Origin of the sequence: Enterobacter cloacae complex sp. EB5 (assembly GCF_031432835.1) — a bacterium.
Classification (GTDB): Bacteria; Pseudomonadota; Gammaproteobacteria; order Enterobacterales; family Enterobacteriaceae; genus Enterobacter; species Enterobacter hormaechei_C.
In genome coordinates this window covers 872,221-897,554 of the sequence record NZ_CP133860.1, presented here as the reverse complement: position 1 = coordinate 897,554, position 25,334 = coordinate 872,221, and the positions used below count along the sequence as shown (strand labels likewise).

The window sequence follows — 25,334 nt, the reverse complement described above, 5'->3', positions numbered from 1 at the left end:
TTCACCTTAGTAATTGTAATAATTTTAACAGGAAAGACTAACCGGATTAGCTCTGCTGACATTAGTGAAGCAGCGAAATAGACGGTTTCCTGATTTACGCCATTTCTGCAAATCCTGTGCGTTAATGCCGTAGCTGCTGAACAACATAAAGGTGTCGTCCAGGTATTCATCAATTTGCTCTATCAACTTATTATCTTCATTGTACTTAATTTTATAATTAAGTGCGAAGGTGGCGATATGCTCGATCAGCTCGTTGAGCTGTAAATTGATAGCAGACGTTGGATCGTTCACCCAGCCATGGTTACTTTCTTCAAGATTGGCAAGGCAGTCATGGTACAAGGATTCGCAGAGAAATTTCAACTGCGCGATATCATGCCTTTTTGGCGAGTACTCGTCCATAGCGCATCCCCTTCTGAGTGATTTTTTACTCACCGAACATCATGTCGGGATGGATACAACTTGCTTAGCCACACGGGAGCTGTGTTCCTGATAACTCTAACTATAAGCCACTCTGATCAAGATTTCACCGCGCTATTACGAAAAATTACAATTAAATCGTTACCGTGCGAGCCTTTACGCAAATGTACCTTTTGCCGCGACCGCATTAATCAAATAAAAAGCCATTTTTTATCGGTTCCTTAAAATTCATTGAGTTAGCGCAAAGTTTCATGTGAAGTCCGAAACCAGATATCTTCAGATATTTTCCGTTACTTAGGAATAGTCCGAATAATTTACGCCGCGAAATGATAATAAAAGTATGCTGAGTTCCTGGTGTAAGTTATCGGCCTATTATGATAGGGCTAATTAAAAAGAAAAAAATAAATAGAAAGGCAATAGGTCTATTTTATGATTTTTTCTCAAAATGAAAAAGGCCGCAAATGCGGCCTTTTTATCATGTGAAACCGGTATCAGTGATGTTCTACCGAATGATTGTGCTCAACATCTTCATTTTTGCGGCTGAAGCGGCGACGAACCACCACGAAGAACACCGGCACAAAGAAGATGGCGAGAACGGTCGCCGTGACCATACCACCCATTACACCCGTACCTACCGCGTTCTGTGCGCCGGAGCCTGCACCTGAACTGATAACCAGCGGCATAACGCCGAGGATAAACGCCAGGGACGTCATCAGGATTGGACGCAAACGCATACGAACCGCTTCCAGCGTTGCTTCAATCAGGCCTTTACCTTCTTTCTCCATCAGATCTTTGGCGAATTCGACGATAAGTATCGCGTTCTTCGCCGACAAGCCAATGGTTGTCAGCAGGCCTACCTGGAAGTAAACGTCGTTGGTCAGCCCACGGAACGTTGCGGCAAGCAGCGCACCGATAACCCCCAGCGGAACCACCAGCATAACGGAGAACGGAATCGACCAGCTCTCATACAATGCCGCCAGACACAGGAACACCACAATCAGTGAAATAGCGTACAGGGCAGGAGCCTGGTTACCGGACAGACGTTCCTGATAGGACATGCCGGTCCAGTCGTAGCCGATACCCGCAGGCAGTTTGCTGGCCAGTTCTTCCATCAGGTTCATGGCTTCACCGGTGCTTCGGCCCGGCGCTGCCTGACCGAGGATTTCCATCGATGGCAAGCCGTTATAACGCTCCAGACGCGGCGAACCGTATTCCCAGCGCGAGGTTGAGAAGGCGGAGAACGGCACCATCTGACCATTGCTGCCGCGAACGTACCAGTTGTTGATATCGTTCGGCAGCATGCGGTATTGCGCTTCGGACATCACGTACACTTTCTTCACGCGACCACGGTCGATGAAGTCGTTGACGTAGCTGCCACCCCAGGCTGCACCCAGCGTGGTATTAATATCACTGATGGACACACCCAGCGCCTGCGCTTTTTCCTGGTCGATATCGATCTTGTACTGCGGCGTATCTTCCAGACCGTTAGGACGTACGCCCACCAGCAGGTCAGGGTGTTTTGCCACCTCGCCAAACAGCTGGTTACGCGCCTGAGTCAGTTTTTCGTGGCCCAGACCGCCCTGGTCAATCAGCTGGAAGTCGAAGCCGGTCGCCGTACCCAGTTCAACAATCGCTGGCAGGTTAAAGGCGAAGACCATCGCATCTTTTATCTGTGAGAAGGTGCCCATCGCACGACCGGTAATGGCTTCTACCTTGTTCTCTGCGCCCGGACGTTCAGACCAGTCTTTCAGAGAAACGAAGGCGATACCGGTGTTCTGACCACGACCCGCGAAGCCAAAGCCGTTAACCGCAAACACGGATTCGACGTTGTCTTTCTCTTTGGTCAGGAAGTAGTCGGTCATCTCATCCAGCACTTTCTGGGTACGCTCTTGCGTCGCACCGGCCGGGAGCTGCGCCATACTCAGGAACACGCCCTGGTCTTCATCTGGCAGGAAAGAGCTTGGCAGACGAACGAACAGGAAAGCCATCCCCACCACGATGATGATATAGAGCAGCAGGTAACGACCGGTGCTGCGCAGGATGTTACCCACGCTGTCGGTGTAGTGGTGCGTGCTCTTATCAAACATGCGGTTGAACCAGCCGAAGAAGCCTTTATGTTCGCCGTGTCCGCCTTTCTGAATCGGCTTCAGCATCGTCGCGCAGAGGGCTGGCGTCAGGATCAGTGCAACCAGTACCGACAGCGCCATCGCCGAAACGATGGTGATGGAGAACTGACGGTAAATCGCACCGGTAGAGCCGCCGAAGAAGGCCATCGGGATAAATACCGCAGACAGTACCATCGCGATACCGACCAGCGCGCCCTGGATCTGGCCCATAGATTTACGGGTTGCTTCCTTCGGCGGCAGGCCTTCTTCCGCCATGACACGCTCGACGTTTTCGACCACCACGATGGCGTCATCCACCAGCAGGCCGATGGCGAGCACCATCCCGAACATCGTCAGGGTGTTTATCGAGTAGCCAAATATCGCCAGCACCGCGAAGGTCCCGAGCAGTACAACCGGCACGGCGATGGTTGGGATCAGGGTTGCGCGGAAGTTTTGCAGGAACAGGTACATCACCAGGAAGACGAGAATGATCGCCTCAACCAGGGTTTTCACCACTTCGTGAATCGAAATTTTAACGAATGGCGTGGTGTCATACGGATAAACGATTTTCAGACCTGACGGGAAGAACGGTTCCATCTTCTTCAGTTCTGCACGGATAGCCGTCGCGGTGTCCAGGGCGTTCGCGCCGGTCGCCAGTTTGATACCCAGACCGGAAGCCGGTTTGCCGTTGAACTTCGCAACTACGTCGTAGTTCTCACCGCCCAGCTCAACCTTCGCCACGTCACGCAGGCGAACCTGCGAACCGTCCTGATTCACCTTCAGCAGAATTTTGCTGAACTCATCGGCGGAGGTCAGACGCGTTTGCGCGATGATCGACGCGTTAAGCTGCTGGCCTTTCACCGGCGGTGTACCACCCAACTGACCGGCGGCAACCTGGGCGTTCTGCGCTTTAATCGCGTTGATCACGTCAACCGGCGTCAGCTGGAAGTTGTTCAGTTTATTCGGATCCATCCAGATACGCATCGCGTACTGGGAACCGAACAGCTGAACGTCACCCACACCAGACGTACGGCTGATGGCGTCCTTCATGTTGGCGCCCACGTAGTCGGAAATATCCTCCTGCGTCATGGTGCCGTTGGTGTTGATCACGCCGACAACCATCAGGAAGCTACTGGACGATTTCTCGACGCTCACGCCCTGCTGTTGTACTTCCTGCGGCAGCAGAGGCATCGCCAGCTGCAATTTGTTCTGCACCTGAACCTGTGCAATGTCCGCATCCGTACCGGATTCAAAGGTCAGGGTGATCTGAACCGTACCGGTTGAGTCACTGTTTGAGGACATGTACATCAGGTTATCGATACCGTTCATGTTCTGTTCGATAACCTGCGTAACGGTATCCTGCACCGTTTTGGCATCAGCACCCGGGTAAGTTGCGGAGATCGTCACTGCCGGCGGCGCAATCGTTGGATATTGCGCGACAGGCAGCTTCAGGATCGCAAGTCCCCCGGCCAGCATGATGATTATGGCGATCACCCACGCAAATATGGGGCGATCGATAAAGAAATTAGGCATGTCTTAACGGCTCCTGTTTAAGTTAAGACTTGGTTTGTTCTGACTGGCCAGCGGCCGACGCTTGTTGTTTGTCGTCAGATTTCACTTCCTGAGCTTTGACCTGCGCGCCAGGACGAACTTTTTGCAAACCAGTAATAATCACGCGATCGCCATCTTTCAGACCTTCCGTTACCAGCCACTTGTCGCCAATCGCCTGCGTCGCAGTGATATTGCGGGTTTCGACTTTGTTATCGGCACCCACAACCAGCGCGCTCGCATCGCCGCGTGGCGTACGGGTCACACCTTGCTGCGGAACCAGAATGGCGCTTGGGTTAGTCCCTTCCTCAAGACGGGCGCGTACGAACATCCCCGGCAGCAGGGTTTTATCCGGATTCGGGAAAATGGCCCGGATAGTGATAGAGCCGGTGGTCTGATCGACGGTCACATCAGAAAATTCCAGTGTGCCGGTCTGTGAGAACTTGATACCGTCGTTGGTAACCAGTTCCACTTTGGCTTTACCGTTTTCCTGTTTCAGTTGACCGCTGGCCAGCTCCTGTTTGAGACGCAGGAAATCGTTGCTGGACTGGGTGACGTCAACGTAGATCGGGTCAAGCTGCTGCACGGTGGCCAGCGCGGTGGTTTGACCGTTCTGCACCAGCGCACCTTCGGTGACGGCAGATTTACCAATGCGACCGCTGATAGGGGAGGTCACTTTGGTGTAGGCCAGGTTAATACGCGCGGTTTCTACCGCCGCTTTCGCCGCCACAACGGCTGCGTTAGCTTGCTGTGCATCGGCCAGGGCAGAATCGTAATCCTGTTGGCTGATGTACTGCGTGCCGAGCAGTTTCTTGTAACGATTCAACGTCAGCTGCGCGATTTTGGCTGCCGCTTCGGCTTTGGCCAGATCGCCCTTAGCGCTCTCATAAGACGCCTGATAGGTTGCTGGATCAATCTGATACAGAGACTCACCTGCTTTGACATCACCGCCTTCGGTGAAGTTACGTTTCAGGATGATACCGCTCACCTGCGGACGCACTTCGGCAATGCGGTAGGCGCTGGTGCGGCCCGGTAGTTCTGTTGTCATCTGGAGAGGTTCGGATTTGAGCGTCACGACGCCAACTTCTGGCACCTGCTGAGCTCCTTGTTGAGCCTGTTTGTCGTCACATCCTGTAAGCGCTAAGCTGCCTGAGAGCATCAGAACGACCGCCAGAGGCGTTAACCCTCTGTTTTTGTTCATATGTAAACCTCGAGTGTCCGATTTCAAATTGATCAAGGGTCCTGAGTCTAAAAACCCATTGCTGCGTTTATATTATCGTCATGCTATGGTACATACATTCATAAATGTATGTAAATCTGACTCCTGTAAATTCATCAACGTATGGCACGAAAAACCAAACAACAAGCGCTGGAAACCCGACAACACATTCTGGATGTGGCCATGCGTTTGTTCTCACAGCAGGGTGTTTCGGCAACCTCGCTGGCACAGATTGCTCAGGCCGCGGGCGTCACGCGGGGAGCGATTTACTGGCATTTCAAAGACAAGTCCGATCTGTTTGGTGAAATCTGGGAGCTTTCAGAGTCCAGCATTAGCGATCTTGAGAGTGAGTATCGGGCAAAATTCCCTCACGATCCACTCTCTGTGTTAAGAGAAATTCTAGTATATATCCTTGAAGCGACAGTTGTTGAAGAGCGCCGCCGTCTGATGATGGAAATCATCTTTCATAAATGTGAGTTTGTTGGCGAAATGGCGGTGGTTCAGCAGGCGCAGCGCGACCTGTGTCTGGAGAGCTATGATCGCATCGAACAGGTTCTCACGGAGTGCATGCAGGCCAAAATGCTTCCTGCCACCTTACTCACCCGCCGGGCGGCGATCCTGATGCGCAGCTATATTTCCGGCCTGATGGAAAACTGGCTTTTCGCCCCGGAGTCGTTCGATCTCAGATCAGAGGCGCGCAGCTACGTCGACATTTTTCTTGAGATGTGCCAGCTCTGTCCGACCCTTCAAAGTAAGCATAATCCGCGTTCTGCCTGATCGGGCACGGGAAAAATCGCAGACCCTTTCCGTCGTACTATTCTGCTTCAGCCGGGCGTGATATCCTTCATGCCCGACTATTTCCGGTCATTTCTCACATCACATTCACAACTATGCTGCACACCAATCGCTCGCAACATCCTGTTCTGGCCCTGTTTTTGATCCTGCTGTTTTACTTTGCAGCCGCGCCGCTTTCCTGGGCCCGTGCAGACAACGGCAGTGACATTCCCACGCGTGCTGATGTTCAGTCGCAACTCGACACCCTGAATAAGCAGAAAGATCTCTCCGCCCAGGAAAAACTCGTTCAGCAGGACCTGACGGAAACCCTGGAAACGCTGGACAAGATCGATCGCATTAAAGCCGAAACGGCCCAACTGCGGCAGAAGGTCGCTCAGGCGCCGGAAAACATGCGTAAGGCTACGGAGGCGCTGAATGCGCTCAGCGACGTCGATAACGACGATGAAACCCGAAAAACGCTTGCCACGCTGTCGTTGCGCCAGCTTGAGTCGCGCGTGGCGCAGCTGCTGGACGATCTGCAAACGGCGCAGTCCGATCTCTCAACCTACAACAGCCAGCTGGTTTCGCTGCAAACCCAGCCTGAGCGCGTGCAGAACGCCATGTACTCGGCGTCGCAACAGCTACAGCAGATACGTAACCGTCTGAATGGCGTCACCGTGGGGGAAGGGGCGCTTCGCCCCACCCAGCAAACGCTGCTGAATATCCAGCAGACGTTGTTAAACGCAGAGATTGAACAGCAGCGTAAGAGTCTGGAAGGCAACACGGTGCTACAGGATGCGCTGCAAAAACAGCGTGACTACGTGACCGCAAATATCAATCGGCTTGAGCATCAGCTTCAGCTGTTGCAGGAAGCGGTGAACAGCAAGCGCCTGACGCTGACTGAAAAAACGGCGCAGGAAGCGGTCTCGCCAGACGAAACGGCGCGTATTCAGGCCAACCCGCTGGTGAAGCAGGAGCTGGAGATTAACCACCAGCTGAGCGAGCGTCTGATTCAGGCGACTGAAAACGGCAGCGCGCTGGTGCAGCAGAATATTAAGGTCAAAAACTGGCTGGATCGCGCGTTGCAGGCCGAGCGCAACGTCAAGGAGCAGATTGCCGTCCTGAAGGGCAGTCTGCTGCTGTCGCGCATTCTCTACCAGCAACAGCAGACGCTGCCGTCTGCCGACGAGCTGGAAGACATGACCAACCGCATTGCGGATTTGCGTCTTGAACAGTTTGACGTCAACCAGCAGCGCGATGCGCTATTCCAGAGCGATACCTTCGTTGCCAAAGTGGAAGAGGGCCATTCAGGTGAAGTGAACGCTGAAGTTCACGACGCGCTGTTGCAGGTGGTGGACATGCGCCGCGAACTGCTCGATCAGCTTAACAAGCAGCTGGGCAATCAGCTGATGATGGCGATTAACCTGCAAATCAACCAGCAGCAGCTGGTGAGCGTTTCTAAAAGCCTCCAGGAGATCCTGACCCAGCAGATTTTCTGGGTGAACAGCAATAAACCCATGGACTGGGACTGGTTTAAATCTTTCCCGGAAACGCTGAAATCCCAGATAAAAAGCATGAAAATTACCGTGAACTGGGAGAAAGCCTGGCCTGCGGTAATGATTGCCTTCCTGGCGGGTCTGCCTTTGCTGCTCATCGCTGGCGTAATTCGCTGGCGTTTGAAATGGCTGAAACAGTACCAGGCGAAGCTGGCCTCGGAAGTGGGGCAACTGCGTAACGACAGCCAGCTGCACACCCCGAAAGCGATCCTGATCGATCTGATCCGTGCTCTGCCGGTCTGTCTGCTGATACTCGCCGTGGGCCTGATCCTGTTGACCATGCAGCTGAATATCAGCGATCTGCTGTGGGCGTTCAGCAAGAAGCTGGCGCTGTTCTGGCTGGTGTTTGGTCTGTGCTGGAAAGTGCTGGAAAAAGATGGCGTAGCGGTACGTCATTTCAACATGCCAGCTCAGCTGACCAGCCACTGGCGTCGCCAGATTGTGCGCATCAGCCTCGCGCTGCTGCCGCTGCACTTCTGGTCCGTTGTGGCCGAGCTTTCGCCGCTGCATCTGATGGATGACGTACTGGGCCAGATCGTCATACTGCTGAACCTGCTGCTGATTGCCGTCCTGATGTGGCCGATGTGCCGCGATAGCTGGCGGGATAAAGAGTCCCACAATCTTCGTCTGGTTACCGTAACGGTGCTGGCGATCATTCCGCTGGCGCTGATGGTGCTGACGGCAACGGGTTACTTCTATACCACGCTGCGTCTGTCAGGCCGCTGGATCGAAACGGTTTATCTGGTGATTGTGTGGAACCTGCTGTTCCAGACCGTGCTGCGTGGTTTGAGCGTGGCGGCGCGCCGCATTGCGTATCGTCGTGCCGTTGCCCGTCGGCAGCATCAGGTGAAAGAGGGGGCTGAAGGGGCAGAGCCGCAGGAAGAGCCGACCATTGCCCTGGAGCAGGTTAACCAGCAAACAATGCGTATTACCATGCTGGTGATGATCGCCCTGTTTGCGGTGATGTTCTGGGCTATCTGGTCTGATCTCATTACCGTCTTCGCCTACCTCGACAGTATCACCCTCTGGCAATACAACGGTACCGAAGCGGGCGCTGCGGTAATGAAAAGCGTCACCATGGGCAGCCTGCTCTTTGCGCTGGTGTCGTCAGTGGTTGCCTGGGCGTTGATCCGCAACCTGCCGGGTCTGCTGGAAGTGCTGGTGCTCTCAAGGCTGAACCTGCGTCAGGGGGCGTCGTATGCCATTACTACCATCCTGAACTACGTCATTATTATTGTCGGGGCGATGACGGTATTCGGCTCGCTGGGCGTCTCGTGGGATAAACTCCAGTGGCTGGCGGCAGCGTTGTCGGTGGGTCTCGGCTTCGGCTTGCAGGAGATCTTCGGTAACTTTGTTTCTGGCCTGATTATCCTGTTCGAACGTCCGGTGCGTATCGGCGATACCGTCACCATCGGCACCTTCTCCGGGACCGTCAGCAAGATCCGTATTCGTGCGACCACCATTACCGACTTCGATCGTAAAGAGGTGATCATCCCGAACAAAGCCTTTGTGACCGAGCGCCTGATCAACTGGTCGCTCTCGGATACCACCACCCGCGTGGTGATCCGACTCGGGGTGGCCTACGGTTCAGATCTGGATAAAGTGAAAGAGGTCCTGCTGGAAGCCGCGAAATCACATCCTAAAGTGATGCACGATCCTGCGCCTGACGTGTTCTTCACCACCTTCGGGCCAAGCACGCTGGATCATGAGCTGCGCCTGTACGTACGCGAACTGCGCGATCGCAGCTACACCGTCGATGAGCTGAACCGCACCATTGACCGTCTGTGTCGTGAAAACAACATTAATATCGCCTTCAACCAGCTTGAAGTGCACCTGCGTAACGAGAAAGGTGACGAGCATACGGAAGTGAAGCGCGAGATTAAGGGGGACGACCCTACTCCCGCTTAAACTATTTCCCTCTCCCCTCCGGGGAGAGGGCAGGGTGAGGGGGAAGTTTCCCCTCAAAATCCCGCCGCACAATCTCCAGCGCTTTCAGCACCGTCTCCGCCGGGATCGCATGATTCTCCAGCAGCATAATTAAATCGACGGCCAGTTTGACCTCGTCGGGGGCATTTTCCAGTGACATCAGTGGCTCCTGTTAACGGGTCAGGCGTTCAATGACGCGTTCAATCTCATCCAGCGCCTGACGGCAGCGGACGATGCGGCCTTCCAGCGCGCTGATTTCTCGCATTAATAACTGCTGCTCTTCCAGCGTTTCGCTGGCGTTCAGGCGGGCTTCGCGCTCACGCTTCATCTCAAACAGACGGCGCTCAAACTCCTGGTTCTCCAGCCGCTTGCGCTGCCATTTACCGAGTCCCGGCGAGGCGCTGTCCCATGCCCGTAACGGCCAGGCGGCGATTTCCCGGTGCAGGGCAGTGATCTGCTTGGTAAGATGCTCCGCAAGCCACGCGACCTGTTCCTGCTGTTCACTCTCAACCGCGTGGCGAAGCTCGTCGAGGTTGGTCTGCGCTTCAGCCAGATAATCCTCAATGACGGTGCTGCGGGTGCGGAAGAGCTGCCGGTCAAAGCGCGGTTTCAGCGTGGCGTGACCCATCAGCGGCGTGGCCTGCGCCCGCAGCGCGAGCAGCTGATTTTGCAGCCTCTCAAGAAGCAGTGCTGTTTTCAAGGCGCTCTCCAGTGGTAAAGTAGCCGTTCAGTTTGATAACGATTCGCATTATGCAGCGTACTATTTTAATCATCATTGGCTGGCTCGCGGTAGTGCTGGGCACGCTGGGTGTGGTTTTACCCTTGCTGCCGACCACCCCGTTTATCCTGTTGGCCGCCTGGTGCTTCGCCCGCTCGTCGCCGCGTTTTCACCACTGGCTTCTGTACCGCTCGTGGTTCGGCGGCTACCTGCGGCACTGGCAAAAACACCGGGCCATGCCGCCCGGTGCCAAGCCGCGCGCCATCGCCTTCATCCTGATCACCTTCGCCGTCTCGTTATGGCTGGTGAAAATGATGTGGGTGCGCATTCTGCTGCTGGCGATCCTGGTCTGCCTGCTGATCTTTATGTGGCGGATCCCCGTGGTTGATGAAAAGCAACAAAAGCACTGAAGCCTCATCATGGCGGTTGCAATTATGGCGCACAGCCAGTAAATTCGACCGTTTTCGAGCACAGGTGCGCCTAGTCAAAGGTTAAACAACTGTTACTTTGACCGACTCGTCGCGCGCCGTGAGTAACACTGTTTCATTTAGGCACAAACCGATGACCGCAACTGCACAGCAGCTTGAATATCTGAAAAATAGCATCAAAAGTATCCAGGACTATCCAAAACCTGGCATTCTTTTCCGCGATGTCACCAGCTTGCTGGAAGACCCGAAAGCGTACGCCCTCAGCATTGAACTGCTGGTTGAGCGTTATAAAAACGCCGGGATCACCAAAGTAGTAGGTACTGAAGCCCGTGGCTTCCTGTTTGGCGCACCGGTTGCGCTGGCGATGGGCGTGGGTTTTGTGCCGGTGCGTAAGCCGCGCAAACTGCCGCGTGAAACCATTGCTGAGAGCTATGAGCTGGAATACGGCACCGATCAGCTGGAAATTCACGTTGATGCGATCAAGCCAGGCGACAAAGTGCTGGTGGTGGACGATCTGCTGGCAACCGGCGGCACCATCGAAGCGACCGTGAAGCTGATCCGTCGTCTGGGCGGGGAAGTGACCGACGCGGCATTCATCATCAACCTGTTCGATCTCGGCGGCGAGCAGCGCCTGGAAAAACAGGGTATTACCAGCTACAGCCTGGTGCCATTCCCGGGACATTAATCCCGTATCTCACAACCTCGCTCAATGGGTGAGGTTGTGATAGCATTCCCCTCCATTAATTCACCTTCCAGCGTTGCAGAGCCTGCCCATGAGTTATCAGGTGTTAGCCCGTAAATGGCGACCACAAACCTTTGCTGACGTTGTCGGTCAGGAACATGTGCTGACGGCCCTGGCGAACGGCTTGTCGCTAGGTCGCATCCATCACGCCTATCTTTTTTCCGGCACCCGCGGCGTCGGTAAAACCTCTATTGCCCGTCTGCTGGCAAAAGGTCTGAACTGCGAAACCGGGATCACCGCCACCCCGTGCGGCGTGTGCGACAACTGTCGTGAGATCGAGCAGGGGCGTTTTGTCGATCTGATTGAGATCGACGCCGCCTCGCGCACCAAAGTGGAAGACACCCGCGATCTGCTCGACAACGTGCAGTACGCCCCGGCGCGCGGCCGCTTCAAGGTCTATCTGATCGATGAAGTGCACATGCTGTCGCGCCACAGCTTCAACGCCCTGCTGAAAACGCTGGAAGAGCCGCCTGCGCATGTCAAATTCCTGCTGGCGACCACCGATCCGCAAAAGCTGCCGGTCACGATCCTCTCGCGCTGCCTGCAATTCCATCTGAAGGCGCTCGACGTTGAGCAGATCCGCGCTCAGCTTGAGCATATCCTCGATGAAGAGAACATTGTCCATGAACCGCGTGCGCTGCAACTGCTGGCCCGTGCCGCGGACGGCAGCCTGCGCGATGCGCTGAGCCTGACCGATCAGGCGATTGCCAGCGGTGACGGTCAACTCTCCACCGACGCGGTCAGCACCATGCTCGGCACGCTGGATGACGATCAGGCGCTGTCGCTTATCGAAGCGATGATTGCCGCCAACGGTGAGCGGGTAATGACCCTCGTCAACGACGCCGCTGCCCGTGGCATTGAGTGGGAAGCGCTGCTGGTCGAGATGCTCAGCCTGCTGCACCGCGTGGCGATGCTGCAACTGTCTCCGTCGGCTATTGGCGCGGACATGGCGACCATTGAACAGCGGATGCGTGAACTTGCGCGCACCGTGCCGCCGGCTGATGTTCAGCTTTATTATCAGACGCTGCTGATTGGCCGCAAAGAGCTGCCGTTTGCACCGGATCGCCGGATGGGCGTTGAAATGACGCTGCTGCGCGCGCTGGCCTTCCATCCGCGCAAGCCATTGCCGGAGCCGGAAACGCCCCGGCAGTCCTTTGCGCCGGTTGCGCCGACCGCGGTAATGTCACCGCAGCAGGTGCCACCGCAACCGACATCTCCGCCGCCGCAAAACGTGCCGCTGTCGGATGCCACCAGTTCGGTGCTTGCCGCACGAAGCCAGTTGCAACGTGCGCAGGGAGCAACCAAACCAAAAAAGAGTGAACCGGCAGCGCCTGCAAGAGCGCGGCCGGTGAACAACGCCGCGCTTGAACGACTGGCCTCGGTAACGGAGCGCGTGCAGTCGCGTCCGGCACCGTCCGCGCTCGAGCAAAAAGCCCCGGCGAAAGAAGAGGCATACCGCTGGAAGGCGACTACCGTTGTTGAAACGGTCAAGGAAGTGGTCGCCACGCCAAAAGCGCTGAAAAAGGCGCTGGAGCATGAAAAAACGCCGGAGCTGTCCGCGAAGCTCGCGGAAGAATCCATTGAGCGCGATGCCTGGGCCGCCGAGGTTAGCAAACTGCAACTGCCGAAGCTGGTGGAGCAGGTCGCGCTGAACGCCTGGAAAGAGCAGGACGGTAATCAGGTGCGTCTGCACCTGCGCCCTGGCCAGCGGCACCTCAACTCCCCTGGCGCGCAAAAGGCGCTGGCCGAGGCGCTTACCGCATTACAGGGTGTACCGGTTGAATTGACTATCATTGAAGATGATAATCCGGCGGTGAAAACGCCGCTCGAATGGCGTCAGGCCATATATGAAGAGAAGCTCGCGCAGGCGCGCGAGGCGATAATTGCGGATAACAACATCCAGACCCTGCGCCGGTTCTTCGACGCCGATCTGGATGAAGAGAGTATTCGCCCCATTTGATCGTGAGTCTGACTTACGGTTGTAATCCTTAACGTGAAAGAAGAGAGAAGCCTATGTTTGGTGGAAAAGGCGGTCTGGGTGGCCTGATGAAGCAGGCTCAGCAGATGCAGGAAAAAATGCAGAAGATGCAGGAAGAGATCGCTCAGCTGGAAGTCACGGGTGAATCCGGTGCCGGTCTGGTCAAGGTGACCATCAACGGTGCGCATAACTGCCGTCGCGTTGAAATCGACCCGAGCCTGCTCGAAGACGACAAAGAGATGCTGGAAGATCTGGTTGCAGCCGCGTTTAACGATGCCGCTCGCCGTATCGACGAAACCCAGAAAGAGAAAATGGCCTCTGTTTCCAGCGGTATGCAACTGCCGCCGGGCTTTAAGATGCCATTCTGATGCAAACCAGTCCGCTGCTCACGCAGTTAATGGAAGCACTGCGCTGCCTGCCGGGCGTTGGCCCGAAGTCGGCGCAGCGTATGGCGTTTACGCTATTGCAGCGCGACCGCAGCGGCGGGATGCGCCTGGCGCAGGCTCTGACCCGCGCCATGTCAGAAATTGGCCACTGTGCGGATTGCCGGACCTTTACCGAGCAGGACGTATGTAACATCTGCACGAACCCGCGTCGACAGGAAAACGGTCAGATTTGCGTGGTGGAGAGTCCGGCGGACATCTACGCCATCGAACAAACCGGGCAGTTTTCCGGCCGCTATTTCGTGCTGATGGGGCATCTCTCCCCGCTGGACGGCATCGGCCCGGACGATATCGGTCTCGATCGCCTGGAGCAGCGGCTGGAGTCGGAAACCATCAAAGAGGTGATCCTCGCCACCAACCCGACGGTGGAAGGGGAAGCAACCGCCAACTACATCGCCGAGCTGTGTGCGCAATACGGCGTTGACGCCAGCCGCATCGCCCACGGCGTGCCGGTCGGCGGTGAGCTGGAGATGGTCGACGGCACCACGCTGTCGCACTCGCTGGCCGGACGTCACAAGATTATTTTCTGACCAAACGGAGGCTGCGCGCGCGGCCTCCGCTTGAAAATTTCCCCCCTTATCCCCATCTCTCACTCAACGTTTTACAACCCCATTAAATGGCATTGTTGAGGTCGACTTAGATGAAAGGACAAGAAACCCGTGGTTTCCAGTCAGAAGTAAAACAGCTTCTGCACCTGATGATCCATTCCCTGTATTCCAACAAAGAAATTTTCCTGCGTGAGCTGATTTCCAACGCCTCCGATGCGGCGGACAAGCTGCGCTTCCGCGCGCTGTCTAACCCGGATCTGTACGAAGGCGACGGCGAACTGCGCGTGCGCGTCTCGTTCAATAAAGAGAACCGCACCCTGACCATCGCCGATAACGGCATCGGGATGAACCGCGACGAGGTGATCGACCACCTCGGGACCATCGCCAAATCCGGCACCAAAGCGTTCCTCGAGTCCATGGGCTCTGACCAGGCGAAAGACAGCCAGCTGATCGGTCAGTTCGGCGTAGGCTTCTACTCGGCGTTCATCGTGGCGGACAAAGTCACCGTACGCACCCGCGCCGCGGGCGACAGCGCCGAGAACGGCGTACTGTGGGAATCCAAAGGGGAAGGCGAGTACACCGTTGATGACATCACCAAAGCGGATCGCGGCACCGAAATCACCCTGCACCTGCGTGAAGGCGAAGACGATTTCCTGAACGACTGGCGCGTACGCTCCATCATCAGCAAATATTCCGACCACATCGCGCTGCCGGTTGAGATTGAAAAACAGGAAGAGAAAGACGGCGAAACCGTGGTTTCCTGGGAGAAAATCAACAAGGCGCAGGCGCTGTGGACGCGTAACAAAGCTGAAATTAAAGACGACGAGTACAACGAGTTTTACAAGCACATTGCCCACGACTTCACCGATCCGCTGACCTGGAGCCACAACCGTGTGGAAGGGAAGCAGGAGTACACCAGCCTGCTGTACATTCCGGCGCAGGCGCCGTGGGACATGTGGAACCGCGATCACAAGCACGGCCTGAAGCTGTACGTGCAGCGCGTGTTCATTATGGACGACGCCGAGCAGTTCATGCCGAACTACCTGCGCTTTGTGCGTGGCCTGATAGACTCCAACGATCTGCCGCTGAACGTCTCCCGTGAAATTCTTCAGGACAGCACCGTCACCCGTAACCTGCGTAACGCCCTGACCAAACGTGCGTTGCAGATGCTGGAAAAACTGGCGAAGGACGATGCGGAAAAATACCAGACCTTCTGGAAACAGTTTGGCCAGGTGCTGAAAGAAGGTCCGGCGGAAGACACCGCGAACGTGGAAGCTATCGCTAAACTGCTGCGCTTCGCCTCTACGCACAACGACTCCTCCGCCCAGACCGTGTCGCTGGAAGAGTATGTCTCCCGCATGAAAGAAGGGCAGGAGAAGATCTACTACATCACCGCCGACAGCTATGCGGCAGCGAAGAGCAGCCCGCATCTGGAACTGCTGCGTAAGAAAGGCATCGAAGTGCTGCTGCTGTCTGACCGCATCGACGAGTGGATGATGAACTACCTGACCGAGTTCGACGGTAAATCCTTCCAGTCCGTTGCCAAAGCCGACGAGTCTATCGATAAGCTGGCGGATGAAGTGGACGAAAGCGCGAAAGAAGCCGAGAAGGCGCTGGAGCCGTTCGTTGAGCGCGTTAAAACGCTGCTGGGCGACCGCGTGAAAGAGGTGCGCTTCACGCACCGCCTGACCGATACGCCAGCCATTGTCACCACCGATGCGGACGAAATGAGCACCCAGATGGCGAAACTGTTCGCTGCGGCGGGCCAGGCCGTGCCGGAAGTGAAATATATCTTTGAGCTTAATCCGGATCATCCGCTGGTGAAACGCGCGGCGGATACCCAGGACGACGCCCGCTTTGCGGAGTGGGTTGAACTGTTGCTGGATCAGTCCCTGCTGGCCGAACGCGGTACGCTGGAAGATCCTAACCTGTTCATTAAACGTGTGAATGCGCTGCTGCTGGCGTAATCTTCCCTCACCCCGGCCCTCTCCCACAGGGAGAGGGTGAAAGAGTTCCCTCTCCCTGTGGGAGAGGGTGAGGGCACCAGACCGCACGAAGCCAAATTATCTCCCCTCATTAACCGTTTCAGCCTCCCCGCCTTCCTTGAGCGATATCCGTTCTGGTGGTATTGTTTAGCGCTTTTGAAAAATTGAATCGACATTTGAGGGGATTTTCGCAATGCGTATTATTCTGCTTGGCGCTCCGGGCGCGGGTAAGGGAACTCAGGCTCAGTTCATCATGGAGAAATACGGTATTCCGCAAATCTCTACGGGTGACATGCTGCGTGCCGCTGTTAAATCTGGCTCCGAGCTGGGCAAACAAGCTAAAGACATCATGGACGCAGGCAAGCTCGTGACCGACGAACTGGTTATCGCGCTGGTAAAAGAGCGCATTGCTCAGGAAGACTGCCGCAATGGTTTCCTGCTGGACGGTTTCCCGCGCACCATTCCTCAGGCTGACGCCATGAAAGAAGCGGGCATCAACGTGGATTACGTGCTGGAGTTCGACGTACCGGACGAGCTGATCGTTGACCGTATCGTTGGCCGTCGCGTACACGCTGCTTCTGGCCGCGTCTACCACATCAAATTCAACCCACCTAAGGTTGAAGGCAAAGACGACGTGACCGGCGAAGAGCTGACCACCCGTAAAGACGATCAGGAAGAGACCGTGCGTAAACGCCTGGTGGAATACCATCAGATGACTGCACCGCTGATCGGCTACTACACCAAAGAAGCGCAGGCGGGTAACACCAAATACGCGAAAGTGGACGGCACCAAAGCCGTGGCTGACGTACGTGCAGAGCTGGAAAAAATCCTCGGCTAAGCACACCTCTCTCACCCGGAGCCCCGGGTGAGAAAAATTCTCATCTTACCTATTACAGCAATGGGTTTCGTTTAAACGCATTTCCGCTACAATTGACAACCTATCAAATGGTTAAGAGGCGTGAATGAGTCAGGCGAAAACCGGCATCCTGCTTGCCAATCTGGGCACCCCAGAAGCACCTACTCCAGCGGCGGTCAAACGCTACCTGCGACAATTTTTAAGCGACACGCGCGTCGTGGATACCCCAAGACTGCTGTGGTGGCCACTGCTGCGTGGCGTCATTCTGCCGATTCGTTCCCCGCGTGTGGCAAAGCTCTATCAGTCCGTTTGGATGGAAGAGGGCTCGCCGCTGATGGTCTACAGCCGTCGTCAGGAGAAGGCGCTGGCCGCCCGCCTGCCGGACATGCCCGTTGCGCTCGGCATGAGCTACGGTAAGCCTTCCCTGGAAAGCGCCGTCGACTCTCTGCTGGCGCAGGGCGTTGAACACATTGTGGTGCTGGCCCTTTATCCGCAGTATTCGTGCTCCACAGTGGCTGCCGTCTGGGACGAACTGGCGCGCATTCTGGCGACCCGCCGCCGTATACCGGGCATCACCTTTATCCGCGACTACGCCGATAACGAGCTGTACATTCAGGCGCTTGCCAGCAGCGCGCGCGCGTCGTTTGAAAAACACGGCGAGCCGGATCTGCTGCTGCTCTCCTATCACGGTATTCCGCAGCGTTTCGCGAACGAAGGGGACGATTACCCCCAGCGTTGCCGCGATACCACCCGCGAGCTGGTCTCCGCCCTCGGCCTGCCGCCTGAGAAGGTGATGATGACCTTCCAGTCGCGCTTCGGCCGTGAACCGTGGCTGACCCCGTATACTGATGAAACGCTTAAAATGCTGGGCGAGAAGGGCGTGAAGCACATTCAGGTGATGTCGCCGGGCTTCTCGGCGGACTGTCTGGAAACGCTGGAAGAGATTGCTGTCCAGAACAAAGAGTTCTTTATGGAGGCGGGCGGAACGAAATACGAATACATTCCTGCCCTTAACGACTCCCCTGAACACATCGACATGATGGTCTCACTGGTCACCACCCGCCGCTGATCGCGTTACGGGCCGGGTTTGTGCTACCATTCCCGGCCCGTATTCTTTGCACAGTTCAGACCATGAAATTTCCCGGTAAACGTAAGTCCAAACACTATTTCCCCGTCGATGCCCGCGATCCGCTGTTACAGCAAATTCAGCAGGAAAGCGAAACCAGCGCTGCCTGGGTGGTCGGTATCGATCAGACGCTGGTGGACATTGAAGCCAAAGTGGATGATGCGTTTGTCGCACGTTACGGTCTGAGCGCCGGGCACTCGCTGGTGATTGAGGATGACGTTGCTGAAGCGCTGTATCAGGAGCTGGTGCGCGAAAATCTTATCACCCACCAGTTTGCCGGCGGCACCATCGGCAACACCATGCACAACTACTCCGTACTGGCAGACGACCGCTCGGTGCTGCTTGGCGTGATGTGCAGCAATATCGAAATCGGTGGCTACGCCTACCGCTACCTGTGCAATACCTCCAGCCGCACCGATCTGAACTATTTGCAGGGCGTTGACGGGCCGATTGGCCGCTGCTTTACGCTGATAAGCGATTCCGGCGAGCGTACCTTTGCCATCAGCCCCGGCCATATGAATAAGCTGCGCGCTGAAAGTATCCCGGAAGAGGTGATCGCGGGCGCGTCTGCGCTGGTACTGACCTCCTATCTGGTGCGCTGCAAACCGGGCGAACCAATGCCGGACGCAACCATGAAGGCAATTGAGTACGCGAAGAAATACAACGTGCCGGTGGTCCTGACGCTGGGCACCAAATTCGTCATTGCCGACAACCCGGAGTGGTGGCAGGCCTTCCTGAAAGAACACGTCTCGATTCTGGCGATGAATGAAGAAGAAGCCGAAGCGCTGACCGGCGAAAGCGATCCGCTGCTGGCGTCTGATAAGGCGCTGGACTGGGTGGATCTGGTGCTCTGCACCGCCGGGCCGGTCGGGTTGTATATGGCGGGGTTCACGGAAGAAGAGAGCAAGCGCAAAACCCAGCACCCACTGCTGCCGGGCGCAATCGCCGAATTTAACCAGTACGAGTTCAGCCGCGCCATGCGTCATAAAGACTGCATCAACCCGCTGCGTATCTTCTCTCACATCGCACCGTATATGGGGGGACCCGAGAAGATCATGAACACCAACGGCGCGGGCGACGGCGCGCTGGCCGCGCTGCTGCACGACATCACTGCCAACGCCTACCACAAAACCAATGTGCCGAATTCCAGCAAGCACACCTTCAACTGGCTGACCTACTCCTCGCTGGCGCAGGTGTGCAAGTACGCGAACCGCGTGAGTTATCAGGTGCTGAACCAGCATTCACCGCGCTTAACGCGGGGGCTGCCGGAACGGGAAGACAGCCTCGAAGAGGCGTATTGGGACAGGTAAAAGCAAAACGGCAACCTGTGGTTGCCGTTTTTAGTGTTTGTTCCCTCTCCCCGTGGGAGAGGGCCAGGGTGAGGGCATCAGGCCGCACAAAACTTACCCCGTCACCGCCTCTTCAACCGGCGGTTTCGTCAGCATTGTCAGCATCGTATTCGCAATCTCACGCTCACCCATCACCACCTGGTTCGCGCCGCGCTCGGTGATGTACTCCACTTCGTCATCATAATGGGCGCGGGCAATGATTTCGATATGCGGGCATTTTTCACGGGCTGTGGCGACAATCTCGCCAGCCTCGTAACCGTTCGGGATAGTGAGTAACAGCCAGCGGGCGCAGTCCAGATGCGCCAGATTCATAATCTCTTCGTTAGCCGCGTTGCCCAGCACCGCGCGGATGCCGCGCTCGCGAAGCTCATCCACGCGGGTGCGTGACGTCTCAATCACCACCAGCGGAATGCCCTGGGCCATCAGCTTCTCACCGAGCAGGCTGCCGACGCGGCCAAAACCGACCAGCAGCGCGTGGTTGCAGATATCCACCGGGATCTGTTTCTCCTCCTCAATCGCCTCTTCCAGGGTTTGCTCTTCGAGGGTTTCGGTCTTCTCGAGATATTTCTCCAGCAGGGCAAACAATACCGGGTTTAGCATGATGGAGAGGATCGCCCCCGCCAGCACCAGATTTTGCCCCGCCTGTGGCAGCAGGTTCAGGGCCATCCCCAGACCGGCAAGAATAAAGGCGAACTCGCCAATCTGCGCCAGGCTGGCGGCAATGGTCAGCGCCGTGCGCGGCGAATGGCCGAACATCCGTACCAGGAAGAAGGCGGCAACGGACTTACCAAAGATGATGATTGCCAGCGTACCCAGCACGGCCAGCGGCTGCTGAATGAGGATCAGCGGGTCGAACAGCATCCCGACGGAGACGAAGAACAGCACTGCGAATGCATCACGTAGCGGCAGGGTATCGTGCGCGGCGCGGTGGCTCAGCTCGGACTCGTTCAACACCATCCCGGCGAAGAACGCGCCCAGCGCAAAGGAGACGTCAAACAGCTCGACGGCGCCAAAGGCAATGCCCAGCGCCAGCGCAAGGACCGAAAGCGTGAACAGTTCACGCGAGCCCGTGGCGGCGCTGCGTGACATGATCCACGGCACCAGACGGCGGCCCACCAGCATCATGATGGCGATAAACGCCACAACCTTACCGATGGTAATGCTCATATCCAGCGCCAGCGAGGCGAAGCCGATATTCTCTTTTTCCATCATCCCGGCAACGGCAGGCAGCAGTACCAGCGTCAACACCATCACCAGATCTTCAACAATCAGCCAGCCTATCGCGATTTGCCCGCGCTGGCTGTCTATCAGCTGTCTCTCTTCAAGCGCGCGCAGCAGCACCACAGTACTGGCGGTTGAAAGACACAGCCCAAATACGATACCGGTCATGATTGACCAGCCCAGCACCGCCGAAAGCGCCATGCCCAGCAGCGTCGCCACCCCTATCTGGGCGATCGCTCCCGGTATGGCAATCGACTTTACCGCCATCAGATCCTTCAGGGAAAAATGCAGCCCGACGCCAAACATCAGCAGGATCACGCCCAATTCCGCCAGCTCAGGCGCCAGTTTGGTATCTGCGACAAAACCCGGCGTAAAGGGCCCTGCCAGCACGCCCGCCAGCAAATAGCCTACCAGGGGCGAAATACGCAATTTATTGGCAATCATGCCGAGAATAAAAGCGAGCACAAGTCCACCAACAATGGTGGTGATAAGCGGTGTGGCGTGGTGCATTCCGTCTCCTTTCGCGATGGGTGATCCATTTTTGGTGCAAATACCAAAAAGCCGATTAATAGTTTATGACAATTTTTACGCTTATGTTTATGAATAATTGTTGAAATCACAATAAAAAGGCAATAAGCATGAAAAAAGGCAGATTTTGATAAATTTGCTGAGGGGAGGGAGAGGAAAGCCTTATGGCATCAGGTTATCCGGCTGCCAAAGTTTAACTTTGGCAGCCGTGAAGTCACGCTTTATGACGATTGTCAGGCAGGAATATGGTCAACATCCCCAGAAGTGGCAGGAAAGCGCAGATTTTATAGACCAGGAAGATGCTGGTGTGGTCGGCAACCATCCCCAACACGGCTGCACCAAGGCCGCCCATGCCAAAGGCAAAACCGAAAAAGAGGCCGGAAACCATACCGATACGTCCCGGCAGCAGCTCCTGCGCATAGACCAGGATGGCTGAAAATGCCGATGCGAGAATAAAACCAATAATCACCGTCAATATTCCGGTCCATTCCAGCGTGGCGTAGGGTAAAACAAGCGTGAACGGCGCAACGCCGAGGATAGAGCCCCAAATCACATATTTACGCCCAATTTTATCCCCCACAGGGCCGCCAATCACCGTGCCTGCCGCCACCGCAAACAGGAAGGCAAAGAGGTGGAACTGGGCGTTTTGTACCGATAATCCGAATTTTTGCATCAGATAGAAGGTGTAATAGCTACTGATGCTCGCCATATAGAAATATTTCGAGAAAATCAGCACCAGCAGCACGCTGACGGCAGGGATCACCTTATTGCGCGGAAGGGGATTGGTTATCTTCGCGACAGGTTTTCCCTTATTTACGCGATGCTGCGCGGCATACCAGCGGCTGATTTGCGCCAGGACGACAATCGCCAGCAGCGCGGCCAGCACAAACCACGCCACGTTGCCCTTACCGTAGGGCGCGATAATCACCGCCGCCAGCAGAGGACCGAGGGAGCTACCAAAGTTCCCCCCCACCTGGAACAAAGACTGCGCCAGCCCGTGGCGTCCGCCGGAGGCCATACGCGCCACGCGGGACGATTCCGGATGGAACACCGATGAACCGGTTCCCACCAGCGCCGCGGCAACCAGTACCGCCTCAAAGCTGCCCGCCATGGCCAGCAGCACCAGCCCGCTCAGGGTGAAGCACATCCCAATGGGCAGCGACCATGGCATCGGGTATTTGTCCGTCCAGTAGCCCACCACCGGCTGGAGCAGCGACGAGGCCAGCTGGAAGGTCAGGGTGATCATCCCGATCTGCACGAAGGTTAATGAGAACTCAGACTGCAACAGCGGGTAGATCGCCAGAATCAGCGACTGGATCATGTCGTTGAGCAGATGAGAGAGACTGATTGCGCCTAATACTTTAAAGGAAGTGCGCGATTTCGGCGGCGACGCCGGAGCGCCCTGGACGGGCTGGGTTGATTCACTGATTGCCATAAATACCACGTCGATTTGTTATTAGAGATGCAGGGAGTAATTATTATCCGACTAACATACCCGTCCGTGACATTTGAAGAAAGTCGCAATTCTGAAAACTTATTTGTCTATTCTTGTGAGTCACTGTAATTTTTGCGTTTGTCTATGGGTCAGGGAGAGAGAAGATGAAGTTAATGAAGCGTGGCGTCGCGCTGGCGCTCATCGCCGCATGGGGGCTGACAAGCCTGCCCGCGCAGGCGTATGAAAAAGATAAAACCTATAAAATTACCATTCTGCATACTAACGATCATCACGGCCATTTCTGGCGCAGCGAATACGGTGAATATGGCCTGGCGGCGCAAAAAACGCTGGTGGACGGCATTCGTAAAGAGGTCGCGGCCCAGGGCGGCAGCGTGCTGCTGCTGTCGGGCGGGGATATTAATACCGGGGTACCGGAATCTGATTTGCAGGATGCCGAGCCTGATTTTCGCGGTATGAATTTAATCGGTTACGACGCGATGGCGGTCGGAAACCACGAGTTTGATAATCCGCTGAGCGTGTTGCGCCAGCAGGAGAAGTGGTCCAAATTCCCGTTCCTTTCCGCCAATATTTATCAGAAAAGCACCGGCGAGCGCCTGTTTAAACCGTGGGCGCTGTTTAAGCGTCAGGATCTGAAGATCGCGGTCATCGGCTTAACCACTGACGATACGGCCAAAATTGGCAACCCTGAATTTTTCACCGACATCGAATTCCGTAAACCGGCGGACGAAGCGAAGCTGGTGATCCAGGAGTTGCAGCAGAATGAAAAACCGGATGTGATTATCGCGACCACCCACATGGGGCATTACGATAACGGTCAGCACGGCTCTAACGCGCCGGGCGACGTGGAGATGGCGCGCAGCCTTCCTGCGGGCTCGCTGGCGATGATTGTGGGCGGTCATTCGCAGGATCCGGTCTGCATGGCCTCTGAGAATAAAAAGCAGGTAGATTATGTGCCCGGCACGCCGTGCGCGCCGGATCGTCAGAACGGGATCTGGATTGTACAGGCCCACGAGTGGGGTAAATACGTTGGCCGCGCGGATTTCGAATTCCGTAACGGCGAAATGAAGCTGGTGCACTATCAGCTCATCCCGGTCAACCTGAAGAAGAAAGTGACCTACCCGGACGGCAAAAGCGAGCGGGTACTCTACACGCCAGAGATCGCTGAAAACCAGCAGATGCTCTCGCTGCTGACGCCGTTCCAGAGCAAAGGGAAAGCGCAGCTGGACGTGAAGATTGGCACGCTTAACGGACGACTGGAAGGGGACCGCAGCAAAGTCCGCTTCGTACAGACCAACATGGGGCGTCTGGTGCTGGCCGCGCAGATGGCGCGCACGAATGCGGATTTCGGCGTGATGAGCGGCGGCGGTATTCGTGATTCCATCGAAGGCGGAGACATCACCTATAAAGACGTGCTCAAAGTGCAGCCGTTTGGCAACGTGGTGGTCTATGCGGACATGAGCGGGAAGGAAGTGATTGACTACCTGACCGCCGTGGCGCAGATGAAGCCGGATTCCGGGGCGTATCCGCAGTTTGCTAACGTCAGCTTTGTCGCGAAGGACGGCAAGCTTAACGATCTCAAAATCAAAGGCGAACCGGTTGATCCGGCCAAAACCTACCGCCTGGCAACGTTAAGCTTTAACGCCACCGGCGGCGACGGCTATCCGCACATCGATAACAAACCGGGCTATGTAAATACCGGGTTTATTGATGCGGAAGTGTTGAAGCAGTTTATCCAGCAAAATTCACCGATTGACGTGAACATGTATGAGCCGAAGGGCGAGGTGAGCTGGCAGTAGTGCGGGGTTTGGTTGCCCGGTGGCGCTGCGCTTACCGGGCCTACGGGAGCAACATGTAGGCCGGGTAAGGCGTAGCCGCCACCCGGCTTTTTCGTCTACTCCCGGCGCGCAATATCCGCAAATTTCGCGTCCAGCATTTTCGCCAGATCGCCTGCGGCCAGTTCGATATCCAGCCCGCGTTTGCCGCCAGAAATATAGATCGTCTCAAATTCCTGCGAAGGCGCATCGATCAGCGTGGGCAGACGCTTTTTCTGGCCGAGCGGGCTGATCCCGCCGACCAGATAACCCGTCGTGCGTTGCGCAACCATCGGGTCAGCCATATCGACCTTTTTCGCTCCCAGCGCTTTGGCCACTTTCTTCAGATCAAGCTGTCCGGCGACGGGCGTCACTGCCACGGCGAGGTGCTTCATATCGCCGTTCACCGCGACCAGCAGCGTTTTGTAGACCTGGTCCGCGTTCAGCCCCAGCTTGCGCACCACTTCATCACCAAAGTTGGTTTCGTTCGGATCGTGATCGTAGGTGTGGATCCGGAAAGAAATTTTGTTTTTTTCGAGTAATTTAACGGCGGGAGTCATGGCTATCCTTCTTACGACAGACGATTCATGCCAGCAGCAT

20 protein-coding genes and 1 other annotated feature are annotated in these 25,334 nt (G+C 56.0%); of the genes, 12 read left to right on the top strand and 8 right to left on the bottom strand.

Annotated features, from left to right (window positions below; translation table 11 throughout):
- Positions 1-24: 24 nt before the first annotated feature.
- The 3 genes from tomB to acrA all read right to left on the bottom strand — a co-directional run bounded on the left by tomB (position 25) and on the right by acrA (position 5,271).
- A complete protein-coding gene (tomB, locus tag RHN82_RS04355; RefSeq protein ID WP_006809850.1) occupies positions 25-399 on the bottom strand; it encodes an Hha toxicity modulator TomB in 375 nt (124 codons plus the stop codon).
- Between the two features lie 509 nt (positions 400-908).
- The gene (gene acrB, locus RHN82_RS04350) at positions 909-4,055 is read right to left on the bottom strand and encodes a multidrug efflux RND transporter permease subunit AcrB (protein ID WP_047051116.1); all 3,147 of its coding nucleotides are present in this window, start codon (positions 4,053-4,055) and stop codon (positions 909-911) included.
- Positions 4,056-4,077: 22 nt separating this feature from the next.
- Positions 4,078-5,271 (bottom strand): multidrug efflux RND transporter periplasmic adaptor subunit AcrA, encoded by a 1,194-nt coding sequence (acrA, locus tag RHN82_RS04345; RefSeq protein ID WP_047051115.1) that lies wholly within the window; start codon positions 5,269-5,271, stop codon positions 4,078-4,080.
- A gap of 141 nt (positions 5,272-5,412) precedes the next feature.
- On the opposite strand from acrA, the gene acrR reads away from it, so the two are divergent.
- Positions 5,413-6,066 (top strand): multidrug efflux transporter transcriptional repressor AcrR, encoded by a 654-nt coding sequence (gene acrR / locus RHN82_RS04340; protein WP_047051114.1) that lies wholly within the window; start codon positions 5,413-5,415, stop codon positions 6,064-6,066.
- Positions 6,067-6,179: 113 nt separating this feature from the next.
- Positions 6,180-9,527, top strand: a complete 3,348-nt coding sequence (gene mscK, locus RHN82_RS04335; RefSeq protein WP_047051113.1) for a mechanosensitive channel MscK — start codon at positions 6,180-6,182, stop codon at positions 9,525-9,527.
- A gap of 1 nt (position 9,528) precedes the next feature.
- Here the strand turns inward: mscK and rsmS are convergent, their stop codons facing one another.
- Together rsmS and priC are read right to left on the bottom strand one after the other, a co-directional pair.
- Positions 9,529-9,705 carry a pleiotropic regulatory protein RsmS gene (gene rsmS / locus RHN82_RS04330; protein WP_022650501.1) on the bottom strand — a complete coding sequence of 59 codons (177 nt, stop codon included), beginning with the start codon at positions 9,703-9,705 and terminating at the stop codon, positions 9,529-9,531.
- A 12-nt stretch (positions 9,706-9,717) separates the two neighbouring features.
- Complete coding sequence (gene priC, locus RHN82_RS04325) at positions 9,718-10,245, bottom strand: primosomal replication protein N'' (RefSeq protein ID WP_047051112.1); 528 nt, start codon at positions 10,243-10,245, stop codon at positions 9,718-9,720.
- 50 nt (positions 10,246-10,295) lie between these two features.
- On the opposite strand from priC, the gene RHN82_RS04320 reads away from it, so the two are divergent.
- The 9 genes from RHN82_RS04320 (at position 10,296) to RHN82_RS04280 (ending at position 19,679) form a co-directional block, all read left to right on the top strand.
- Positions 10,296-10,673: a DUF454 family protein gene (locus RHN82_RS04320; RefSeq protein WP_015571246.1), complete on the top strand. Its 378-nt coding sequence runs from the start codon at positions 10,296-10,298 to the stop codon at positions 10,671-10,673.
- A 151-nt stretch (positions 10,674-10,824) separates the two neighbouring features.
- The gene (gene apt / locus RHN82_RS04315) at positions 10,825-11,376 is read left to right on the top strand and encodes an adenine phosphoribosyltransferase (RefSeq protein ID WP_000127359.1); all 552 of its coding nucleotides are present in this window, start codon (positions 10,825-10,827) and stop codon (positions 11,374-11,376) included.
- 88 nt (positions 11,377-11,464) lie between these two features.
- Positions 11,465-13,393: a DNA polymerase III subunit gamma/tau gene (gene dnaX / locus RHN82_RS04310; RefSeq protein ID WP_047051111.1), complete on the top strand. Its 1,929-nt coding sequence runs from the start codon at positions 11,465-11,467 to the stop codon at positions 13,391-13,393.
- Positions 12,723-12,787: a sequence feature (DnaX frameshifting element), on the top strand. (Overlaps the previous gene by 65 nt.)
- A gap of 53 nt (positions 13,394-13,446) precedes the next feature.
- Entirely contained in the window at positions 13,447-13,779 is a 333-nt protein-coding gene (locus tag RHN82_RS04305) for a YbaB/EbfC family nucleoid-associated protein (RefSeq protein WP_003858972.1), read from the top strand.
- Entirely contained in the window at positions 13,779-14,384 is a 606-nt protein-coding gene (gene recR / locus RHN82_RS04300) for a recombination mediator RecR (RefSeq protein WP_006809843.1), read from the top strand. The genes RHN82_RS04305 and recR overlap by 1 nt, the downstream gene beginning before the upstream one ends.
- A 110-nt stretch (positions 14,385-14,494) precedes the next feature.
- A complete protein-coding gene (htpG, locus tag RHN82_RS04295; RefSeq protein ID WP_059347599.1) occupies positions 14,495-16,369 on the top strand; it encodes a molecular chaperone HtpG in 1,875 nt (624 codons plus the stop codon).
- 211 nt (positions 16,370-16,580) lie between these two features.
- Positions 16,581-17,225: an adenylate kinase gene (gene adk, locus RHN82_RS04290; RefSeq protein ID WP_006809841.1), complete on the top strand. Its 645-nt coding sequence runs from the start codon at positions 16,581-16,583 to the stop codon at positions 17,223-17,225.
- Between the two features lie 124 nt (positions 17,226-17,349).
- Positions 17,350-18,312 carry a ferrochelatase gene (gene hemH, locus RHN82_RS04285; RefSeq protein WP_017383216.1) on the top strand — a complete coding sequence of 321 codons (963 nt, stop codon included), beginning with the start codon at positions 17,350-17,352 and terminating at the stop codon, positions 18,310-18,312.
- A 62-nt stretch (positions 18,313-18,374) separates the two neighbouring features.
- Positions 18,375-19,679, top strand: a complete 1,305-nt coding sequence (locus RHN82_RS04280; RefSeq protein ID WP_032104066.1) for an inosine/guanosine kinase — start codon at positions 18,375-18,377, stop codon at positions 19,677-19,679.
- 93 nt (positions 19,680-19,772) lie between these two features.
- Here RHN82_RS04280 and ybaL read toward each other — a convergent pair whose 3' ends face one another.
- Both ybaL and RHN82_RS04270 read right to left on the bottom strand, forming a co-directional pair.
- On the bottom strand, positions 19,773-21,449 hold the full coding sequence (gene ybaL, locus RHN82_RS04275; protein WP_017383218.1) for a YbaL family putative K(+) efflux transporter: 1,677 nt from the start codon (positions 21,447-21,449) through the stop codon (positions 19,773-19,775).
- Positions 21,450-21,681: 232 nt separating this feature from the next.
- Positions 21,682-22,902, bottom strand: a complete 1,221-nt coding sequence (locus RHN82_RS04270) for an MFS transporter (RefSeq protein ID WP_047051109.1) — start codon at positions 22,900-22,902, stop codon at positions 21,682-21,684.
- A 164-nt stretch (positions 22,903-23,066) separates the two neighbouring features.
- Between RHN82_RS04270 and ushA the strand changes: the two genes are divergently transcribed.
- Positions 23,067-24,719: a bifunctional UDP-sugar hydrolase/5'-nucleotidase UshA gene (ushA, locus tag RHN82_RS04265; protein ID WP_045907183.1), complete on the top strand. Its 1,653-nt coding sequence runs from the start codon at positions 23,067-23,069 to the stop codon at positions 24,717-24,719.
- A gap of 95 nt (positions 24,720-24,814) precedes the next feature.
- Here the strand turns inward: ushA and ybaK are convergent, their stop codons facing one another.
- Positions 24,815-25,294, bottom strand: a complete 480-nt coding sequence (gene ybaK / locus RHN82_RS04260; RefSeq protein ID WP_006809837.1) for a Cys-tRNA(Pro)/Cys-tRNA(Cys) deacylase YbaK — start codon at positions 25,292-25,294, stop codon at positions 24,815-24,817.
- Positions 25,295-25,334 lie beyond the last annotated feature (40 nt).